Annotated in this window: 16 protein-coding genes and 1 pseudogene; 6 read left to right on the forward strand and 11 right to left on the reverse strand. The window is 70.5% G+C overall.

What is annotated here, in order from left to right; translation table 11 throughout:
• Positions 1–592: 592 nt before the first annotated feature.
• Positions 593–1,651, reverse strand: a complete 1,059-nt coding sequence (locus tag ACWD4J_RS31705) for an Lrp/AsnC family transcriptional regulator (RefSeq protein WP_451398908.1) — start codon at positions 1,649–1,651, stop codon at positions 593–595.
• A gap of 122 nt (positions 1,652–1,773) precedes the next feature.
• Here ACWD4J_RS31705 and ACWD4J_RS31710 point away from each other — a divergent pair, with 122 nt between their 5' ends.
• Positions 1,774–3,012 (forward strand): M20 metallopeptidase family protein, encoded by a 1,239-nt coding sequence (locus tag ACWD4J_RS31710; RefSeq protein WP_451398909.1) that lies wholly within the window; start codon positions 1,774–1,776, stop codon positions 3,010–3,012.
• On the forward strand, positions 3,009–4,430 hold the full coding sequence (locus tag ACWD4J_RS31715; RefSeq protein ID WP_451398910.1) for an MFS transporter: 1,422 nt from the start codon (positions 3,009–3,011) through the stop codon (positions 4,428–4,430). The genes ACWD4J_RS31710 and ACWD4J_RS31715 overlap by 4 nt, the downstream gene beginning before the upstream one ends.
• Positions 4,431–4,840: 410 nt before the next feature.
• Here the strand turns inward: ACWD4J_RS31715 and ACWD4J_RS31720 are convergent, their stop codons facing one another.
• The 8 genes from ACWD4J_RS31720 to ACWD4J_RS31755 all read right to left on the reverse strand — a co-directional run bounded on the left by ACWD4J_RS31720 (position 4,841) and on the right by ACWD4J_RS31755 (position 14,084).
• Complete coding sequence (locus tag ACWD4J_RS31720) at positions 4,841–5,008, reverse strand: hypothetical protein (RefSeq protein ID WP_451398911.1); 168 nt, start codon at positions 5,006–5,008, stop codon at positions 4,841–4,843.
• Positions 5,009–5,728: 720 nt separating this feature from the next.
• Entirely contained in the window at positions 5,729–7,003 is a 1,275-nt protein-coding gene (locus ACWD4J_RS31725; RefSeq protein WP_451398912.1) for a COG4705 family protein, read from the reverse strand.
• 38 nt (positions 7,004–7,041) lie between these two features.
• Positions 7,042–8,310 (reverse strand): sensor histidine kinase, encoded by a 1,269-nt coding sequence (locus ACWD4J_RS31730; protein WP_451398913.1) that lies wholly within the window; start codon positions 8,308–8,310, stop codon positions 7,042–7,044.
• Positions 8,301–8,957: a response regulator transcription factor gene (locus ACWD4J_RS31735; RefSeq protein ID WP_451398914.1), complete on the reverse strand. Its 657-nt coding sequence runs from the start codon at positions 8,955–8,957 to the stop codon at positions 8,301–8,303. Before ACWD4J_RS31735 ends, ACWD4J_RS31730 begins: the two co-directional genes overlap by 10 nt.
• A gap of 455 nt (positions 8,958–9,412) precedes the next feature.
• Positions 9,413–10,240, reverse strand: a complete 828-nt coding sequence (locus ACWD4J_RS31740) for a ZIP family metal transporter (RefSeq protein ID WP_451398915.1) — start codon at positions 10,238–10,240, stop codon at positions 9,413–9,415.
• 387 nt (positions 10,241–10,627) lie between these two features.
• The gene (locus tag ACWD4J_RS31745; RefSeq protein ID WP_451398916.1) at positions 10,628–11,881 is read right to left on the reverse strand and encodes an MFS transporter; all 1,254 of its coding nucleotides are present in this window, start codon (positions 11,879–11,881) and stop codon (positions 10,628–10,630) included.
• Between the two features lie 38 nt (positions 11,882–11,919).
• The gene (locus ACWD4J_RS31750) at positions 11,920–12,699 is read right to left on the reverse strand and encodes a polysaccharide deacetylase family protein (protein WP_451398917.1); all 780 of its coding nucleotides are present in this window, start codon (positions 12,697–12,699) and stop codon (positions 11,920–11,922) included.
• On the reverse strand, positions 12,696–14,084 hold the full coding sequence (locus ACWD4J_RS31755) for an MGDG synthase family glycosyltransferase (RefSeq protein ID WP_451398918.1): 1,389 nt from the start codon (positions 14,082–14,084) through the stop codon (positions 12,696–12,698). The genes ACWD4J_RS31750 and ACWD4J_RS31755 overlap by 4 nt, the downstream gene beginning before the upstream one ends.
• Before the next feature lie 139 nt (positions 14,085–14,223).
• Here ACWD4J_RS31755 and ACWD4J_RS31760 point away from each other — a divergent pair, with 139 nt between their 5' ends.
• From ACWD4J_RS31760 to ACWD4J_RS31770, 3 genes and pseudogenes are all read left to right on the forward strand, one after another.
• Complete coding sequence (locus tag ACWD4J_RS31760; RefSeq protein ID WP_451398919.1) at positions 14,224–14,649, forward strand: BlaI/MecI/CopY family transcriptional regulator; 426 nt, start codon at positions 14,224–14,226, stop codon at positions 14,647–14,649.
• A gap of 4 nt (positions 14,650–14,653) precedes the next feature.
• Positions 14,654–15,622, forward strand: a complete 969-nt coding sequence (locus ACWD4J_RS31765) for a M56 family metallopeptidase (RefSeq protein ID WP_451398920.1) — start codon at positions 14,654–14,656, stop codon at positions 15,620–15,622.
• A gap of 217 nt (positions 15,623–15,839) precedes the next feature.
• Positions 15,840–16,071 (forward strand): annotated as a pseudogene (locus ACWD4J_RS31770) (ATP-binding cassette domain-containing protein); the annotation flags it as partial.
• 105 nt (positions 16,072–16,176) lie between these two features.
• Here the strand turns inward: ACWD4J_RS31770 and ACWD4J_RS31775 are convergent.
• A complete protein-coding gene (locus ACWD4J_RS31775; RefSeq protein ID WP_451398921.1) occupies positions 16,177–16,389 on the reverse strand; it encodes a hypothetical protein in 213 nt (70 codons plus the stop codon).
• A 214-nt stretch (positions 16,390–16,603) separates the two neighbouring features.
• Here ACWD4J_RS31775 and ACWD4J_RS31780 point away from each other — a divergent pair, with 214 nt between their 5' ends.
• Positions 16,604–16,954 carry an ArsR/SmtB family transcription factor gene (locus tag ACWD4J_RS31780; RefSeq protein ID WP_451398922.1) on the forward strand — a complete coding sequence of 117 codons (351 nt, stop codon included), beginning with the start codon at positions 16,604–16,606 and terminating at the stop codon, positions 16,952–16,954.
• A 140-nt stretch (positions 16,955–17,094) separates the two neighbouring features.
• Here the strand turns inward: ACWD4J_RS31780 and ACWD4J_RS31785 are convergent, their stop codons facing one another.
• Complete coding sequence (locus ACWD4J_RS31785; RefSeq protein WP_451398923.1) at positions 17,095–17,241, reverse strand: DUF6126 family protein; 147 nt, start codon at positions 17,239–17,241, stop codon at positions 17,095–17,097.
• Positions 17,242–17,248 lie beyond the last annotated feature (7 nt).

Below are 17,248 nucleotides of genomic sequence, written 5' to 3' on the forward strand. Positions count from 1 at the left end.
CAGTTGCACTCGCGTCACGCAAGAAGATCTACCGGCCCAGGCCCCTCCGCGAGGGCGGATCGCGCAGATTGATCACGACTCGATACGCGCCCTAGACAGGTGCTCATTGTCAGCGGTCCTCGGAGAAGTCCTCGCCGTACGTCGGCAGGCCGCTCAGGGACTGCTCCCGGGAGGCTTCCTCCTCGATCATGTCCCAGGTACTCCGCCAGGATGCCGTCCTCGAGGCGGAGGAAGTCGGCGGCCATGCTGTCCGGCAGGACCCGTTCGAGGAACTGTCATGCTTCCGGGGGCTCGCGTGTCGGCGCGGTCGGCTGACTCGCGGACCACCGCGCCGATCCGGGGCCAGGCGGGGCGTGCATCGCCGGTGGCGTTCCAGCCCCCGGGCAGCTGCTCGCGGAAGGCCTGCCCGGGCGGAGCCCGAGCCACCACGGACGAGGCGGGACGCCGGTCGTCCGGCCGGTGTCCTCCCCAGTCATGGCGTGCCCTCGGAGGGACACGACTGAGTGCTGTGCACCAGTGCGAGCCGGAGTGCGCGCCGGGTGGAGTACCCGCGCCGTTTCAGTCCCGCCTGGGGGCCGGGCTGCGGGCCAGGTCACTCGTCGTCCGACGCGCCCGCCTCCGCCCACAGCGCCAGCGGTATCGTGCCCACCCGGTAGCCGGCCTCGTCGAGGAGGTGGCCGCTGTGCTTCATGGGCAGGAGGGTGATCGCGCGGTCGGTGACGGTGAGGTCGGGGGTGCTTTCGGCGAGGCGGATCTCGAAGCGCTGGGCGTCGTCGACGGAGCGCACCCAGGCGGTGAGGTGCAGGTTGTGGCGGCTGAGGACACTGGCGCACAGGCGGACCTCGCGCATACCGGTGATCCGGCGGGTGGCCTCGCGCAGCCGGGCGGCCGGGACCCGGCCCCAGAGGATCACCGAGACCGGCCATTCCGACAGGGCGCGCGCCACTTCGCAACGGGCGTGCAGCATGTTCGCATCGAAGAGGCGACGTACGCGGCGGCGCACGGTGTCGGGGCTCGCGCCGCACTGTTCGGCCAGCGCCCGGTAGGTGGCCCGGCCGTCCACCGACAGGGCCGTGATCAGGCGCTGGTCGAGGTCGGTGAGGTCGAAGGCGGGCAGGTCCGTACGGCGGGGCGCGGCGGCGGCGAGCTGGGCGGTCTGCCGGTGGTCCAGTGCCCTCAGCCGCCACCGGCTGCCCTCGGTGTGGACGGGGCCCGCCGGATGGGTGCGGGTGGACACGACGCCGTCGAGGGCCGCTAGGTCGCGGGTCACCCACCGGGACAGGTCCGCCAGGTTGCGGGCCATGACGTTCAGGTACAGGTCGCGGTCTCCGCTGACGTGGGAGAGCGCCGTGACGCGCGGTACGGCGGCCAGGGCGCGGGCGACCTGATGGAACCGCCCCGGAGCGCAGTCGACCTCGACGAAGGCCATGCAGCCCTGCCCGGACTCGGCCAGCGCCGGCGCGGGGTGGCAGCTGATCCAGGCGGCACCGCTCTCGGCCAGGCGGTGCCAGCGCCTCGCCACCGTCACCGCGTCCAGCCCGAGCGTGGCGCCGATCGTCGTCCAGCTCGCGCGCGGAGCGATCTGCAGGGCGTGCACCAGGGCCTGGTCCACATCGTCCAGCCCTCCGAAGCGCGCGGAATCCTGTGTCACGGACTGCCTCCTTGCGTTTTTCCGGCGGATTCGGGCCGCTGATCAGCGGGAGCCTCAGCCTGGCCCCAGCACGGCCGGAACCGTACCAGCAGCGGCCGCGAGGAAGAGGAGGTCGGCGGAGCATGTCGGCAGTGGAACGCGCGAAGGAACTTCAGCCCGAGATGGCGCGCCTGCGCCGGGAGCTGCACAGGCAGCCGGAACTGGGTCTCCAGCTGCCCCGCACCCAGGAGAAGGTGCTCGCAGCACTCGAGGGGCTGCCACTGGAGATCACCACGGGCAAGAGCCTCACCTCGGTGACGGCCGTGCTGCGCGGCGGGCAGCCCGGCGGCGCGGTCCTGCTGCGCGGCGACATGGACGCCCTGCCCGTCACCGAGGAGAGCGGGGTGGAGTACGCCTCCGTCGTCCCCGGCCGGATGCACGCCTGCGGGCACGACCTGCACACCGCCGGCCTGGTCGGCGCCGCCACCCTGCTCGCCGAGCGCCGCGAGCACTTGCACGGCGATGTGGTGTTCATGTTCCAGCCCGGCGAGGAGGGCCACAACGGCGCCGTCGCGATGATCGAGGAGGGCGTGCTGGAGGCGGCGGGCAAGCCGCTCGACGCGGCGTACGCACTGCACGTGGCAGCCAACCGGGTGCCCGGCGGCGTCGTCGTCACCCGCTCCGGCACCGTCACCTCCGCCTCCGACCAGCTGACCGTGACGGTGCGGGGCGAGGGCGGCCACGGCTCCAACCCGGCCACCGCCAAGGACCCGATCGCGGTGGCCTGCGAGATCGTCACCGCGCTGCAGACCTGGGTGACCCGCGCCTTCGACATCTTCGACCCGGTCGTCGTCACCGTCGGCTGTTTCCACGCCGGTACCCAGGCCAACGTCATCCCCGATACGGCCGAGTTCGAGGCGACGGTGCGCAGTTACTCGGTCCACGCCCAGCAGCGGCTCTACGAGGGCCTGCCCCGGCTGGTACGGTCGATCGCCGCTGCCCACGGCCTGGAGGCGGAGGCGGAGTTCACCAAGAGCTATCCGGTCACCGTCAACGACACCGACGAGACCGACTTCGCCCTGGTCACCGCCCGTGAGCTGTTCGAGGCGCACGAGGTGTGGGAGTCCCCGCAGCCGAGCAACGGCTCCGAGGACTTCTCGTACGTCCTCCAGCGCGTCTCCGGCGCGATGCTGATGGTGGGCGCCGCCCCCGAGGGCGCCGACTGGCAGAACGCGCCGATGAACCACTCACCACGCGCCGTCTTCGACGACCGGGTGCTGTACAAGCAGGCGGCGCTGCTCGCCGAGCTGGCCGAGCGCCGCCTGGCCGCCACGGATGCGTCGACCGAATCGGCCTCCGCGTCCGCCGGAGAGGTCGCGTGACGGCGGTGCGGGACGACGCGGAGGTGGCTCCCTCCGCCCGCGTCCGCGCCGTCGTGGGGGTCCTGGTCGCCTTCGAGCTGTTCAGCGGTTTCGTGCAGGGCGCGGACGCGCCGCTGCTCCCCGCGGTGCAGGACGAGTGGGGCGTGAGTGCGGCCGACGCCCAGTGGTTCATGACGGTGCACCTCCTCGCGGCGGCGGTCAGTGTGCCGGTCCTGGGGCGGCTCGGCGACCTGTACGGGCACCGCCGTCTGCTGCGCATCGCACTGGGGTGCGTCACGGCGGGTACGCTCCTGGTCTTCCTCGCCCCCACGTACGCGGTGGCGCTCGTCGGGCGCGCCCTGATGGGAGCGATCGCCTCCCTGCTCCCGCTGGAGATCGGCCTGGTGCGCGGTCGGCTGGATGCTTCCGGTGCCCGCCGCGCGATCGGCCTGCTGGTTGCGGCCCTCACCCTGGGCGCTCTGCTCGGGAGCGCCCTCTCGGGCGCGCTGCTGGGGATCTTCGGTGGCGTACGGGTCGCGTTCGCCGCTCTCGCGGTGCTGGGTCTGGTCTGCACAGCCCTGGCCTGGTGGTGCGTACCGGAGTCCGGACCCCGCGGCGCGGGGCGCATGGACTGGGCGGGCGCGGTCCTGCTGGGACTCGCCCTCGTGGTGCTGCTCGGGGCCGTGTCCCGCGCCGATGCCTGGGGGGTTGCGTCGCCGCGTCTGGCGGGCGCCCTGCTGCTGGCGGCCGTGCTCGGCTGGGCCTGGCTGCGCGTGCAGCTCGCCCGCCCCGACGCCCTGGTCGATGTCCGCGCGATGGCCCGGCGCGCGCTCGCCCCGCACTACGCCGCCGGGTTCGTGCTGGGCGCGGTCCTGCTGGCCGGGCAGTCCGTCGCCGTGATGTTCCTGGCCGCGGAGCCGACCGAGGGCGGCTACGGCTTCGGCCTGGCCGTCTGGCAGATCGGCCTGTGGAGCCTGATCCCCAGTGTGCTCGGCCTGGTCGCCTCCGCGCTCGCCCCGGCGATCGGCGCTCGCATCGGCTACCGCCGGATGCTGGTGTCGGCCTTTGCGCTCATGGCGATCGGCCACGCGGGCCTCATTCTCGCTCACGCCAACCTGGCCCTGTTCGTCGTGGCCTACTCCGTGGCCGGTTTCGGGATCGGCTTGTCCCAGGGCGGACTGCCCACGGTGATCGCCGAGGGCAGCGCCCACGACCGCGCCGCGAGCGCCACCGCCGCCCTCAGCACCCTCAAGACGCTGGGCGGCGGCATGGCGGGCGCGGGCGCCTCCGTCATCCTCGGCGCCCTGGTCGTCGGCGCCTCGGACACCCCTTCGCTCACTGCCTACCTCACCCTGTGGGGGCTCGGCGTGGCCGCCTGCACCGTGGCGGTGGCGCTCCAGACGGGCGGCGGACGGGAGACCCCCGGCCGCAGTCGCTGATCGGCCTCGAGGAGGTCCCTGATCGGCCTCGGGGAAGTGAGGCACGCCCCCCCACGCCGCCCGGCACGGCACCTCGCCGAGATCGGTCCGAGCACCATGGAGTGGGAACCGAGCACCCGGCGAGGTCGTCGCCGCTGCCGGACGGGTTCAAGCAGGTGGGGGTGCGGTCGCCGTCGTGGCGGGAGGCGATGCGGATCAATGGCGGGGCCAGGATCATCGAGTTTTGGTTCGAGCCAGGGGGCCGGACGTCATCTCCAGTGGCCGATGCCGCTCTGTGCAGCTGAGTTGGCGGAACTCCTGGCCACTGAGCGAGCGACGACAGCCTTTGCTGTCCGTCCATGGCTGTTCCCGCAGCCCTCGTCTTCTCCAAGGCGAAAGCATCGGTCGTCCTGCTCCCTAAGGGCACGACGTCATCGTCGCAGCATCGAAACGATCATGAAGGCGTGGTGCTCGTTGAAGTCACCGGTCAGGGCGCGGGTCAGCAAGGGGACCTTGCCCTGCAAACTGCCCAGGGCGAGCGATGCCGGCACCTGCGGGTCCCGTTCGCCTGGTTGATGTGCCGGGCGTTCAGCAGCCACGACTCGATCCCCTCAGTGGCCTCGAGCAGGTAGAACAGCGGCTTCCAGTATGACGCCGTCGCCTTGTTCCGATCCGGGCGATCCTGTTCTCCACCAGCCGGTCCCGCAACTCCAGCAGACCGTCGTTCATCGTGGAGAACGTACGGATCTCATAACGGGCGCGTTTGCCGGTGCCCGGCCCTCGGATGCACACCTTGACATCTGTCTTGCTCAAGTCGGCGCCCCCGCACCGCTCCTCGATCACATCCATGTCCCGCCCCACCCTTCCTCGCGTGTACCAGTAGCGGTGCCCGCCCATCAGGGACCACAGGATTCAAAGAAGCTCTCTTGCGTGCTCGCGGCAACACCACTGGACTCCTGCGCTCGGCCCCCGCGTCCGACTACCAAACGGGCTCAATGTTCGGCACCAAGCTCTATCGACGTCCTCCCGGGTTCCGCCATGGGCGCTGAGGAAGGCCGGCAGGTCGCAGACAGACCGGTCGAGAACCTGTCATGAGGCAGTCCCATGTCCTACTCCGGCCCAGGTCGGCAGTCGTGGTGATGATGTGGCGGTCGTGTTCCTAGTTGTACGCCAGCAGGGTGCGGCCATCGGTGACGCGCAGCAGCTCGGGCCGCACCTGGCCGAAGGTGGGCGCGTCGGCGATCATTAGCGTCTGATCCCGCGCACCGCGAGAGCGTGATCGGCGGCGGCCCCAGGGGAGTCGCCGCCGATCAGGTCCGTCAGCGCATGTCTGTGAGGAGGGTGCGGAGTTCAGCCTCCTGCTGGGCCGGCGACATCGGCGGGTTCGGGTGGTCGATGCCGAAGGTCTTCAGGACCTGGTCCATCTGGGCGTCGATGAACGTCCAGCCGGTGTTGTCCAGCGGCTGCAACGATGCCTGGTCGGCATCCCAGAGGTCTCGCAGTGACTGGGCAGCTGCGTGGGCCCCAGTTGCGTTCCCCGACTGTGCGTCCCTGAGTGAGGTCGATGCGAGTGCCTTCAGTGCGTCGACCTTCGTGGACGGGAAGTGCTTCACGGCCTGGCCGGGGGCGAGGTGAACGGTGGAGGTGGCGTAGGTCTCCGGCGCCGGGCCGACGTGCGGCTGGCTGTGCGCCCAGAACAGCAGGACCCCGGTGGCGACGGCGAGGAGGCCGAAGCCCGCCAGCGCGATGCGCTCCCTGCGCGGGTTGGCGGTGATCTGCGGGGTGTGCGTGGCCTCGTAGGTCTCGGTCACGTCGGAGCGCGTCACCGTCAGGTAGATGACAGTCACGAGGATCAGGCCAAGGAAGATCAGACTGGTGGTGAAGGTGCCCAGTGCAAGGCCGGTCGGTTCGCCCGGCTGAGCGACCTTCGGGGAGGCGAGCCAGTCGCCGATGTTGGCGCCCAGCGGGCGGGTCAGGATGTAGGCGAGCCAGAAGGACAGCACCGGGTTCGCGCCGAACTTCCACAACAGCGTGACCGCCGCGATGAGGCCGAGCGGCAACAGCACCGAGACTCCCGGGCTCCAGCCGGTGAGCTCGAGGGTCCAGTCGCCGGTCGCGGTGCCGAGCGCGAAGGTGACGAGAACGGCGAGCCAGTAGAACGACTCACGCGGCAGCGTCGTGACCGAGTGGATCGAGAGGGTGCGCTCGCGCAGCCACCACACGCCGAAGACCACGGCGAGCAGGACCGAGAACACTGCGGAGCTGATCCACAGCGGCACGTTGAGCTGGTCGGTCAGGATGTCGGTGTACAGCGTGCCCGTGACACTGACAACGACCACGGTCAGCCAGTACGGGAAGGGGACGTACCGCTTCAGCCGCAACTGGACGCCCAGAACCACCACGAACACCGCGGTGAAGATCCAGGCCGTGTTCACCAGGCCGACGCCCAGCTTCATGTTGATCCAGTCGGCAAAACTCTCACCGACGGTCGTGCACAGGATCTTGATCACCCAGAACCAGATGGTGACCTCGGGAACCTTGTTCAGCATCAGCCGCCCGCTGCGGCGCGTGCGGGCTTCGCTTGTCGTTGTCATGCAACGAGGTTGGCTCGGCCAACCTGCACACAACCTGACTACGCAATCGCCTCTGGCGTTGGGAAGGTCACTTCGACGCGACCGTGACCATCCGCGATCGCACGGACCGCCACTCCCGCGGACGCGGCGAGACGCCTTACCACGGCCAGCCCCAACCCGTGCCCGTTGCCGCTGGTCACGCCCGCTTCGAAGACCCGGTCAACCTCCGCCGGATCGAACCCCGGGCCATCGTCGAGGACATCGATCACGACCCCCTGGGGCTGGATGCACGCCGTGACCCAAACGCGCGACCTCGCATGCCGCAGGCCGTTCTCCAGCAGGGGCGACAACACAGCCACGACCAGTTCGGTTGCCACGGCGACATCGACGTTGGCCGGGATGGCGAGTTCGATGGAGCGACCAGCGATCGCCTGTCGCGCCGCCGCCCTGAGATCGCAGCGGGTACCGCCATCGATCCGCGTCCGGGCGGCACCAAGAATCGTCGTGATCGCCGTGTTCAGGCGGTCGACCTCGGTCAGAACAGACTCCGGTGCCACATGGCGACCGGAGAGCTGCGCCAACTGCGCCTCGCCCCGCAGGGCCGTCAAGGGCGTCCGCAACTCGTGGGCGACCTCATCGGTGAGCCGGCGCTCGTCCGCGAGCGCGTTGTCCACGCGGTCAAGCAGGCGATCGAGAGTTCGCCCGAGCTCCCCGAATTCATCGCGAGGAACGCCCAGGTCGAATCGGCGCCCGGGCTCGTGAGCGCCCCAGTCGTCGGCAAGAGCGGCCATGTCGTGAACCACCCGCAACGCACGACCCACCATGAGGTATGCGACGACGCCTGCGAGCAGGATCGAGATGCCACCCAACATGAGCGCCATCGCCAGGCTGCGCTGCTCCGACGTCTCGTACGGTGTCAGATCCACCCTCACGACCGCCACGACGCGGTGGCCTTCGAGCCGGATTGGCTGAGCATACAGAAGGTAACTGCCGACTGTGGTGGTCTGGGACTGCCCGGAGCCGGCAAGCGCCTCGACGCGGTCAAGGACGCTGCCCGGCACGATTCCGTCAATGAGGTGCCCATCGGCATACACCCACGAGACCGTGTCCAGCGCTTCGTTGCCGCCCTCGATCAGCACGACGTGGCCACCGCGTACGGCTACGTTCGCCGCCACCGCCTCTGCACGCGTATGCGCCAAAGCGTTCGCGTCGGCGTCGGTCACCCGGCTCAGCAAGACGTGTGAGACCACCACCAGCACTGCGACCACCGCTGTCGCGATCAGAACCGCAAGCGCGACGACCCTCCCACGGAAGCCCGTCACTGCCATCGATAGCCCACCCCACGGACCGTCGCCAGGCGATCGGCCACGCCCAGCGCACCGAGTTTGGTCCGCAGCCGGCGAACGAAGGAGTCAAGGGTGTTGTCGCTGACCTGCGCGCCATGCGGCCAACCGGCAGCAACAAGGGCGTGGCGGCGTACAGCATCGCCCTGCGAAGCGATAAGCCTGCCCAACAACCGAAACTCGGTCGGCGTCAGGCTCTCGCTCGTCGAACCGTAGATCACGACATGTTTCGCCGGATCGAGAACGACGCCCCTCGGCGGGGTCGTCGCGCTTGTTGTTCTGCGCAGCAGGGCGCGGACCCTCACCAGCAACTCCGGGATGTCGAACGGTTTCGTCATGTAGTCGTCGGCTCCCGCCTCGAAGCCGCCCACCTTGTGATGCATGCCATCCAGAGCGGTGAGCATCAGCACCGGGGCATCAACGCCACGTGCCCGCAGCGCCAAGCAGACATCGCGGCCATCAGCGTCCGGGAGCCCCAGATCCAGGACGACCAGGTGAGGGACCGGCTCAAGTTGCCGCAGCATGCTGTCCGCCGTAGAAGCGACGGCGACCGTATGGCCGTCGTGCTCGAGTGCGCGCTTGAGGATGTCGCGGACCGCCGCGTCATCTTCGCACACCATAATAAAAGCCACGGGCTGACCCTAGGTACTCAAGCGAGAGTTCTCCATTCTCCCTGGTCAGAGCCCTGGTAGGCTGCGAGATCCGTAACGGCTTCCAGGGTCCAGCGGCTCACCCAGGCCGACGGTGCGACGTCGCGCCGCACTCCACGGCGGCCTCGACGCCCGCATCCGGCTCCGGCCTGCGCGCGTCACCCGCACACGAAGACATCCCGTCGGCCGCGCGGGGTCACCACACCTCGCCCGTGCCGGGTCGGCCGACGGCGAACACGGGCAGGCCCGACTCCTGGGCTACGGCGAGGGCAACCGGGCCCGGACAGCGGGGCCGGAGGCGATCGCCCCCGCCGGGGCGGTCCCGCACCGGCGGGCAGGCGATGGGGCGGTCCGGGCTCGGCACGCGGCCCGTGACGCTGGTTGGGCGCCGGGGACACAGAGGTTCAGTGGTCGCCGGCGCGGAGTGTCGCCGTCTTTCAGGCGCCGGCTGCCGTGACCACGGCGTCGGTGGCGAAACCGAGCAGGAGGCCGAGCAGGATGCACCAGGTCGTGAGGGCCTTCAGCCCGGTTTTGCGGGCGACGGCGAGCAGTTCGATGACCACGTAGAGGATCGACCCGGCGGCGAGACCGAGGAACGCGATCGACAGGGTGTCGTCGACCAGGTGCTGGCCGATGAGCGTGCCGAGGAAGGTGGGGCCGCCGCCGATCAGGCCGAGCCACAGCAGGGTCGCCCAGGACGGGCGTTCGCCCTCGGCGGCCAGGGGGGCGACGATGCCGAAGCCCTCGGTGGCGTTGTGGAGGCCGAACCCGATGATCAGCAGGAGGGCGAGGGACAGTTCGCCCTGGGCGGCGGAGTTGCCGATGGCCAGCCCCTCGGCGAAGTTGTGCAGGCCGATGCCGGTGGCGATCATCAGGGCAAGTGAGCCCGCCTGGCTGCGGGTCGTCGGGGCCAGCTCGGCGGTGGCGGCGGCGCCGGGCCCGGTCGGGCGTGCGGTGGCGGCCCGGCGGCGGCTGACCCAGGCGTCGTAGTGGACGAGCCCGGCCAGCCCGATCGTGAGTCCTACGGCCAGGGTGACACTCCCGGACGCGACGTTCGCCCATGTGTGCTTGCTCAGCGCCTCGTCGACCGGTTCCCAGGCGTGGGTCAGGACGTCCCAGACGAGGAAGGTCAGGATGCCGATGGCCACGGCGTTCAGGCCCGCCTTGAGCCGCGGTGTGGGCGTGCGCAGGCGACCGACGGGAAGGCCGAGGTAGATGGTGAAACCCGCGATGGCGCCGAGCAGGGCGATGTTCGCGCTGGACATGAGGGACTCCGGTCTTTCGTGCACAGGAAGTACACCGAAGTTAAGTCAGGTAAGGCTCACCTAACAAGCCGTGGGGGTCTACTGCTGGGAGATTTGGCGAAACCATTACGGGCAGTGCGGCGCGGGATTCCTTTGCGGATGGCCTCCGTGCGCCGTTCGCCGACTCTCGCGACTGGGCCTGTCGCACACCCAGATGTCCGGGCTCGCTGCGTAACGCTGCGTTGCCGTTCCTGGACGGCGCAGCCCTTGGCCGGCCGATTCCACGGCCGCCGCCGCAGTGACGATGCACCGCCGTGATGCCGGCGGCGCCCACCCGCCTCGCAGGGGATGGGCCCACCACAAGCAACCCCGGACGGCGTGGACGTGCTGCCCCTTTCAGTCGCAGGCTCACCCACGGGGAGAGATCCGCGTATCTGACCGCGCAGCCCGGGTGGTCCACAGCAGGACGAGCGCCGCGGCCTGGATGCCGGCGACAACGATGACCAGAACGGGGACGGATACGTCGTACAGCGCCCCGGTCAGCGCCCCACCGGCCAGTGCGGCGACGCCCATGATCCCGGCGAAGACGCCGTAAGCGGTGGCCCGGCGACCGGTCGGCACCAGATCGGCGACGGTGGCGCGCAGAGTGGACTCCTGGACACCGACAGCGGCGCCCCACGCCAGGGCACCCACCACCGCGATCCCCACCGTGTCGGTGAAGGCGAGCGCTGGAACGGCGGCGGACAGCAGCGGCAGAACGACCAGGACCCGGGCGCCGAACCGGTCGTACAGCCAGCCCGTGGCCAACGCCGCCAGCGCGTCCGCGGCCATGGCCGCCGCGTACAGCAGGGGCACCGTCGCGGTGGCCATGAGATGGCGGGTCACCAGGTGATAGGAGAGCACACCGAAGGTGGCGAAACCGGTCAGGGTCGCGGCGGTGAAGGCCGCGTAGGCCCAGAAGGATCGCGGCAGCCCCGAGTCCTGGGGTTCGACGGGGGAAGGGAGTTGGGGCACCGGTGTGCCGGCGTCCTTCTCGTAGGCGATCGGGTCGGGGACCCTGGCCCGCAACCACACCAGCAGGGCGACGGCGGCCACGCCGGGCAGGGCGAGCACCCCGAGTGCGGGCGCGTAGTCGTCACCGGTGAGGGCGAGGACGCCGGCCACCGTGAGCGGACCGAGCAACGCGCCGACCTGGTCCATCGCCTCGTGCACGGCAAATCCGCGGCCCCGCCCGGTCGCGGCGGTGGCGTGCGAGAGCAGCGTGTCCTTGGCCGGAGAGCGCACCGCCTTGCCGACCCGTTCGGCGACCACAAGGGTGCAGGCCACCCACAGGACGCCGGTCAGACCGAGCACCGGGACGGTGACCGCGGTCAGTACGTATCCGGCGATCGTCCAGGCCCAGAAACGGCGGCTGCGGTCGGCAAGCGGACCGGAGACCAGCCGCAGTCCGAGCGCGGCGGCCTCCCCGGCCCCCGTGACCACGCCGACCACGGCCGCCGAGGCTCCCAGGTGGGCGAGCAGCGGGCCGGTGATCGAGCGGGCGCCCTCGTAGACATAGTCCATGAGCAGGCTGACGCCCCCGAACACCATCACGAACCGCCACGGCGACAGACGCGGGGCAGGTCCGTCCGACGGTGCGGACACATTGTGCGCGGGCTTCACATGTCCTCCCGGAGATGTCGCGAGCCTGGTACGGCCAGCTAGCTGGACGATCGGCGGGCGAAAGGCGTTTCGCGAGGGACCGTCTTTCGCGGAGGCCATCCGTGGTCGAGCAGTCGGCCGACCCTGTAGCCCCGTTCCTCGCAGGTGTCCAGGATCCTGGGGAGCGCGCCCAGGGTCGAGCGCCAGGATCCTGGGGCGGAGGTGCAGTCGGAGTCGTGGAGGAGGATCGTGCCGCCGCCGTCCAGGTCGGCGGTGACGGTGCGGTGTACGGACTGGGGGGTGGCGCGTGCGGTCCAGTCCTCGCCCCAGCAGGTCCACAGCACCGGAGTCAGGCCGAGGCGGCGTGCGGCGAGGTGGGCGGCGGTCGACATGACGCCGTATGGGGGCCGGAAGAGCACGGGCCGCTGTCCGGTGAGTGCGGCGACGGTGTCGCGGGCGCGGGTCAAGTCGTCGTAGGTGGCGTGCGGGCCGCGCAGGAGCAGGGGGCGGTGCAGCCAGCCGTGGATGCCGATCTCGTGGCCGGCCTCGGCGATCTCGCGGACCAGGTCCGGGGAGCGGTGCGCCTCGCTGCCCAGCAGGAAGAAGGTGGCGTGAACCTGGCGTTCGGCAAGCAGTTGCAGGAAGTGTGGGGTGGAGCGGGGATTGGGTCCGTCGTCGAAGGTGAGGGCGACGTGGTCCGAGCGGCCCCGGCCCGAGAGGCGGGGCATGACGCGGTTGCGCAGCGGCCCGAAGGTGGAGACGACCGGCGCGGCGTGGGCGGCGGCGAGCACGGGCAGTGCTGCGATGGCGGCCGAGCGGAGCGTTCGCGAGGCGTTCACGAGTGGTGATCTCCTGGACGTGGGGGGTGGTCTGGGGTGAGGCTGTCCAGGTCGAGGCTGCGGCCGATGGAGCGCATGAGGTCCGGAACGTCGTGAGTCGTCGCCATCCCCGTGCCGACGGCGCAGGCCCACACGGCGGACGCGATCGCAGCGGTGGCGGCGAGGTGACGGTGCGCAGGGCGCCGTCGCGCGACGGAGTTCCGGCTCCGGTCCGCCAGACCCGATCGGTGAACGCGCCCGATCTCGGCCGCCGGGCCGCCATCCTCGGCCCTGGCGAACAGGGCGAGGCCCGCCGCCCGCTGCCGCGGTCCGAGCGGACCGTCGATCAGGTCGCACAGCACTGCCTTGAGGTCGGCCGGGGCACGGATCCACACGGCCACACCCGCCTCGTCCAGGGCGGCCGCGTTGGTCAGCCCGTGCCCCGGTATGCAGCGGTAGCTGGCGACGGGCAGGCCCGAGGCGCACGCCTCCAGTGAGGTGAGTCCGCCGGCGTTCTGGACGAGAACGTCCGCGGCGTGCATCAGGCCAGGCATGTCGTCGACCCAGCCGTAGGCGTACTCGATGCCGTCCGCGCGCAACTGCTCGGCCAGGGCCTCGTTCCGGCCGCACACGACGACCGGTACGGCGACGCCGCAGTCGCGCAGCTCCAAGGCCACCTTGCGGACCGGTCCGACACCCCAGGACCCTGCGACCAGAAGGGCGAGCGGCGCGTCTTCTGGCAGCCCGAACGCGGCGCGTGCACAGGCGCGTTGCTGTGCGTCGCACGGGCGGAACCGGGGGGCGGTGACCGGCCCGCACACCCGCACGTCCCTCGCCCCGGCGGCCCGCGCCTGGGCAGCGGGCACGGCGTGGGCCGCCAGGTGAACATCGACACCGTCCGCCACCCACAGCGGATGCACCGAGAAGTCGGTCAGGTAGGTGAGGACGGGAACCTCCAGACGCCCCTTCAGCCGTAGGCTGCCCAGGACCCGGCTGGCCCCTGGGTAGGTGGAGACGACCGCTCCGGTGCGCGGAGGAAGGGCCTGCAGCACCCGGTCCTCGGCACTGCGCAGTAGCGCCCGAGCCGCCGGGCCGCCGCCCCCGGCGCGCTCGGTGCTGGAGTAGATCCGCTGGTAGGCCCACGGTGCTCGGACGAGCATCCGATGGTAGCCCCCTTGGACGGCACGGCCGAGCCGGCCGGGCAGCAGGTCCAGCAGGTCGAACCGGTCGACCGCGAAACCGTCCGCAGTCAGACGGCGGGCGAGCTCCGCGGCGGCACCGTCGTGACCGGCTCCGACACTCGCAGAGACGATTGCGACCCGGCCTGCGCCAAGTGCTGCGGCGCGCTGCCGCGGAAAGGCGCCCGCCAGCACGGAGCTGGGTGCCGTGACTTCGGCGTGGGGCATAGGTTTTCCTCCGGACATGAGGGAAGCGGGACTCTACGACATGTAGTAGTTCGCGGTCCGAGGTCCGGAGCATACCTTCTACATCTAGTAGTAGATGGCCGGGTAGTCTCTACGCACGATTGGAGATGGAAGGCGGACGGTGGAGGAGCGAAAGGGCGGGGACTCCCGCGAGGCGACGGGCAGGCGGGCGCGCGGCGAACTGGAGAGCGATGTGCTCGCCGCCCTGTGGGCCGCCGACGGCCCGCTGACCGCCCGCCAAGTCCGGGAACGACTGCCGGGCGACCTGGCATACACGACCGTGCTGACCATCCTTTCCCGGCTGTACGACAAGGGCTTGCTCGTCCGGCACCGCGAAGGCCGTGGATACGCCTACAAGCCGGCCCATGACGAGGCGGCCCACACCGCCCAGCGCATGCGAGCCCTGCTGGAGGACGGTTCCGACCGCGAAGCGGTGCTGGCCCGCTTCGTCTCGGAACTTTCCGTGCGCGACGAACACCTGCTGCACCGGCTGCTGTCCGAACACAGCGGCCACAGCGAGGGCGAACGCTCCCGCAGAAAGCGGTGAGCCGATGTTGATCAGCGTCTACATCCCCTTCGTCGTCACCTTCGCACTCACCATGCTCGGGCCCCGCATGGCGCGCAGGCTGCCCCCACGCCCTGCCGCCTGGGCGCTGGCCTGCGCCGCACTCGTAACGGCGGTCGGCTGGACCGGAGCACTCGCCCTGCTGGCCTTCACCGGCGTGGCACAGGTTCCCCAGATCGCGGAGGAAGGCCGCTGGTCTGTTGCCGCGCTGCGCGCCGAGGACCCCGTCTACCTCGTCGTCGCGGCTGTCAGCGCCCTGCTGTTGGCCGGAGGCGTCATCTCGCTGGGTGTAGCGACCGTACGACAGGTCCGCCACCTCATCCGGGCGCGGCGGGAGTGCGCCCTTCTGTCTGGGGAGACGGAGTTGGCCGTGGTCGATGACGATGTCCCGCTAGCCTTCGCGCTGCCCGGAGCGCCCGGACGCATCGTGGTCTCCCGGGGGATGCTGCGCTGTCTCGGCGACGAGGAGCGCATGGCGCTTCTCGCGCATGAACGAGCCCACTTGCGCGGCCGTCACCACCTCTTCCACAGCCTCTGGCGGCTCACGGCAGCCCTGAACCCGCTGCTGCGCCCCCTGGCTGCCGCGGGCGACTTCGTCCTGGAACGCTGGGCCGACGAGGAGGCCGCCGAGCGTGTCGGCGACCGCACAGTTGTCGCCCATGCCGTCGGGCGTGCCGCCCTCGCGTCCGCCGGCGCGTCCCGTCCCGCCGCGCTGGCCGTGACCGGCGGAGCGGTGCCCCAGCGGGTACGGGCCCTGCTGGCTCCGCCTCCGGCACGCCGAAGCCTGCCCTTTGTGGCGGGTGGGCTCCTTCTGGCAGCGTGCTGTGCAAGTCTCGCCCATGCCACATCCGACAGCGATCACATGCTGGACGGCGCGCAGCAGGCACAGTGTGCGGCCCACGCCGCATCCAGGAGCGCACCGCCGGTGGGCGGTGTCGGCCGCCTGGACCGCTGAGCCGGGACCTCTCGGCGTCGCTTGGCTCAGCCGCCGCCGACAGGACCGGCATCCCGTGACCTGACGAGCTGCACTTCGCCGGTAGGTCTAGTACCCAGGTACTACCCGGCCGTCACTGATCACGCCCGGGTACCACCGGATCCGGCAGTTCGCGGGCTTAGCGTGACGGAGGAGGCGTCACGCGTTTTTCGGGCGCCGGAGTCAGAGAGAGAACCGGATGATCGAGGCACAGCAGCTCACCAAGAGGTACGAGGAGAAGACAGCCGTCGACGGGCTGGACTTCACCGTGAAGCCCGGCACGGTGACCGGCTTCCTGGGGCCCAATGGTGCGGGCAAGTGCACGACGATGCGTCGGGCTGGACGCACCGACGAGTCATAGCGAACGCGTCGGAAGGGGGCATGGCACAAGGAGTGACCACGCCGGCCCACCCGGACGCGAAGGCACCCTCGACGTCCCGTACGGGTATGGCGAGGCAGGCGTCCTCGATTGATCGCCCGCGTACTCGGCGAACCCCGTGGCGGCCAGTCGTCCAGTCATCCACCACCGACCCTTTTCAGGTGCGGACGCGTGGGCGGGTCAGTGGCTGTCGGCGCTCTGACCGTGGTGCGCCGACCGAGCGTCCACCGAAGGACAGCTTCAGTATGCGGGCGTCGTCGCAGCGCGGGCAGTTGCCGTCCGGGCCGACGGCGGTGGGGCGGCACTTGAGGCGGCAGGCGGGGCACTTGAACCAGGTGACGCCCTGGCCGCGCAGCGGGGTGGTCCTCACCAAGCCTCCCTCACATCACGTATGCAGTTGCTAATCTCGGCAATTCTTGAGGCCCTCACCTCTGGATTCGGGCGGCTCAGTTCTCACGCGCGGATTCGGCAGAGCCGGTGCTGCGGGTGAGGATGGGGCGCATGTCTTTGACGAGTGGGTGGAAGCGATGCGCCGAGCGCCGGCCAGTACGGCCGCACTGTTGTGCCGGGCAGGTGACGGCTCCGTGAGTACGCCGCTGTACCAGCTGAAGGCCGAGTTCTTCAAGACGCTCGGCCATCCGGCGCGCATCCGGGTGCTGGAGCTGCTGAGCGAGCGTGAGCACGCGGTCGCGGAGATGCTGCCCGAGGTGGGCATAGAGCCCGCGCACCTCTCGCAGCAGCTGGCGGTGCTGCGCCGGGCGAACCTGGTCGTGACCCGCAAGGAGGGCTCGACCGTGTACTACTCGCTGACCAGTCCGCACGTGGCGGAACTGCTTCGCGTCGCGCGGACGATTCTGTCCGGGGTCCTGGCCGGGCAGGCGGAGCTGCTCGCCGACCTGCGGGCCGCGCAGGGGGAGGCGAAACCGCCGTCGTAGCGGCGGTCCTCGAACGGCGGCCGCCTGCTGAGAGTTGGACAGCGCTCTGTGACACCGGGAGGCGGCCGCCTTCCCTCAAGACGTCGCCGTCCCGCCCACGTCACCCTTCAGATGATCCTCGGGGTGGGCATGCCCACCTCTTACTTCTGGGCGTGGTTACCCAGGTAGAACAGCAGCATCACGAACCCGGCGATCAGATGGGTGCCGGCAATGTAGAAGAAGGCGCGCAACGCCATGCCACGCTCCTTCCAGCTCTCCCCGTCCCGCTCCTTCTTGGCCTCACTCATTGCATCA

Source organism: Streptomyces sp. NPDC002577, assembly GCF_053594815.1.

Bases quoted from the DNA above. Each gene is read 5' to 3' on its own strand.
- ACWD4J_RS31710 (WP_451398909.1), top strand. From the start codon at position 1,774: ATGTCGGCAGTGGAACGCGCGAAGGAACTTCAGCCCGAGATGGCGCGC.
- ACWD4J_RS31725 (WP_451398912.1), bottom strand. From the start codon at position 7,003: ATGACAACGACAAGCGAAGCCCGCACGCGCCGCAGCGGGCGGCTGATG.
- ACWD4J_RS31730 (WP_451398913.1), bottom strand. From the start codon at position 8,310: ATGGCAGTGACGGGCTTCCGTGGGAGGGTCGTCGCGCTTGCGGTTCTG.
- ACWD4J_RS31740 (WP_451398915.1), bottom strand. From the start codon at position 10,240: ATGTCCAGCGCGAACATCGCCCTGCTCGGCGCCATCGCGGGTTTCACC.
- ACWD4J_RS31755 (WP_451398918.1), bottom strand. From the start codon at position 14,084: ATGCCCCACGCCGAAGTCACGGCACCCAGCTCCGTGCTGGCGGGCGCC.
- ACWD4J_RS31765 (WP_451398920.1), top strand. From the start codon at position 14,654: ATGTTGATCAGCGTCTACATCCCCTTCGTCGTCACCTTCGCACTCACC.
- ACWD4J_RS31785 (WP_451398923.1), bottom strand. From the start codon at position 17,241: ATGAGTGAGGCCAAGAAGGAGCGGGACGGGGAGAGCTGGAAGGAGCGT.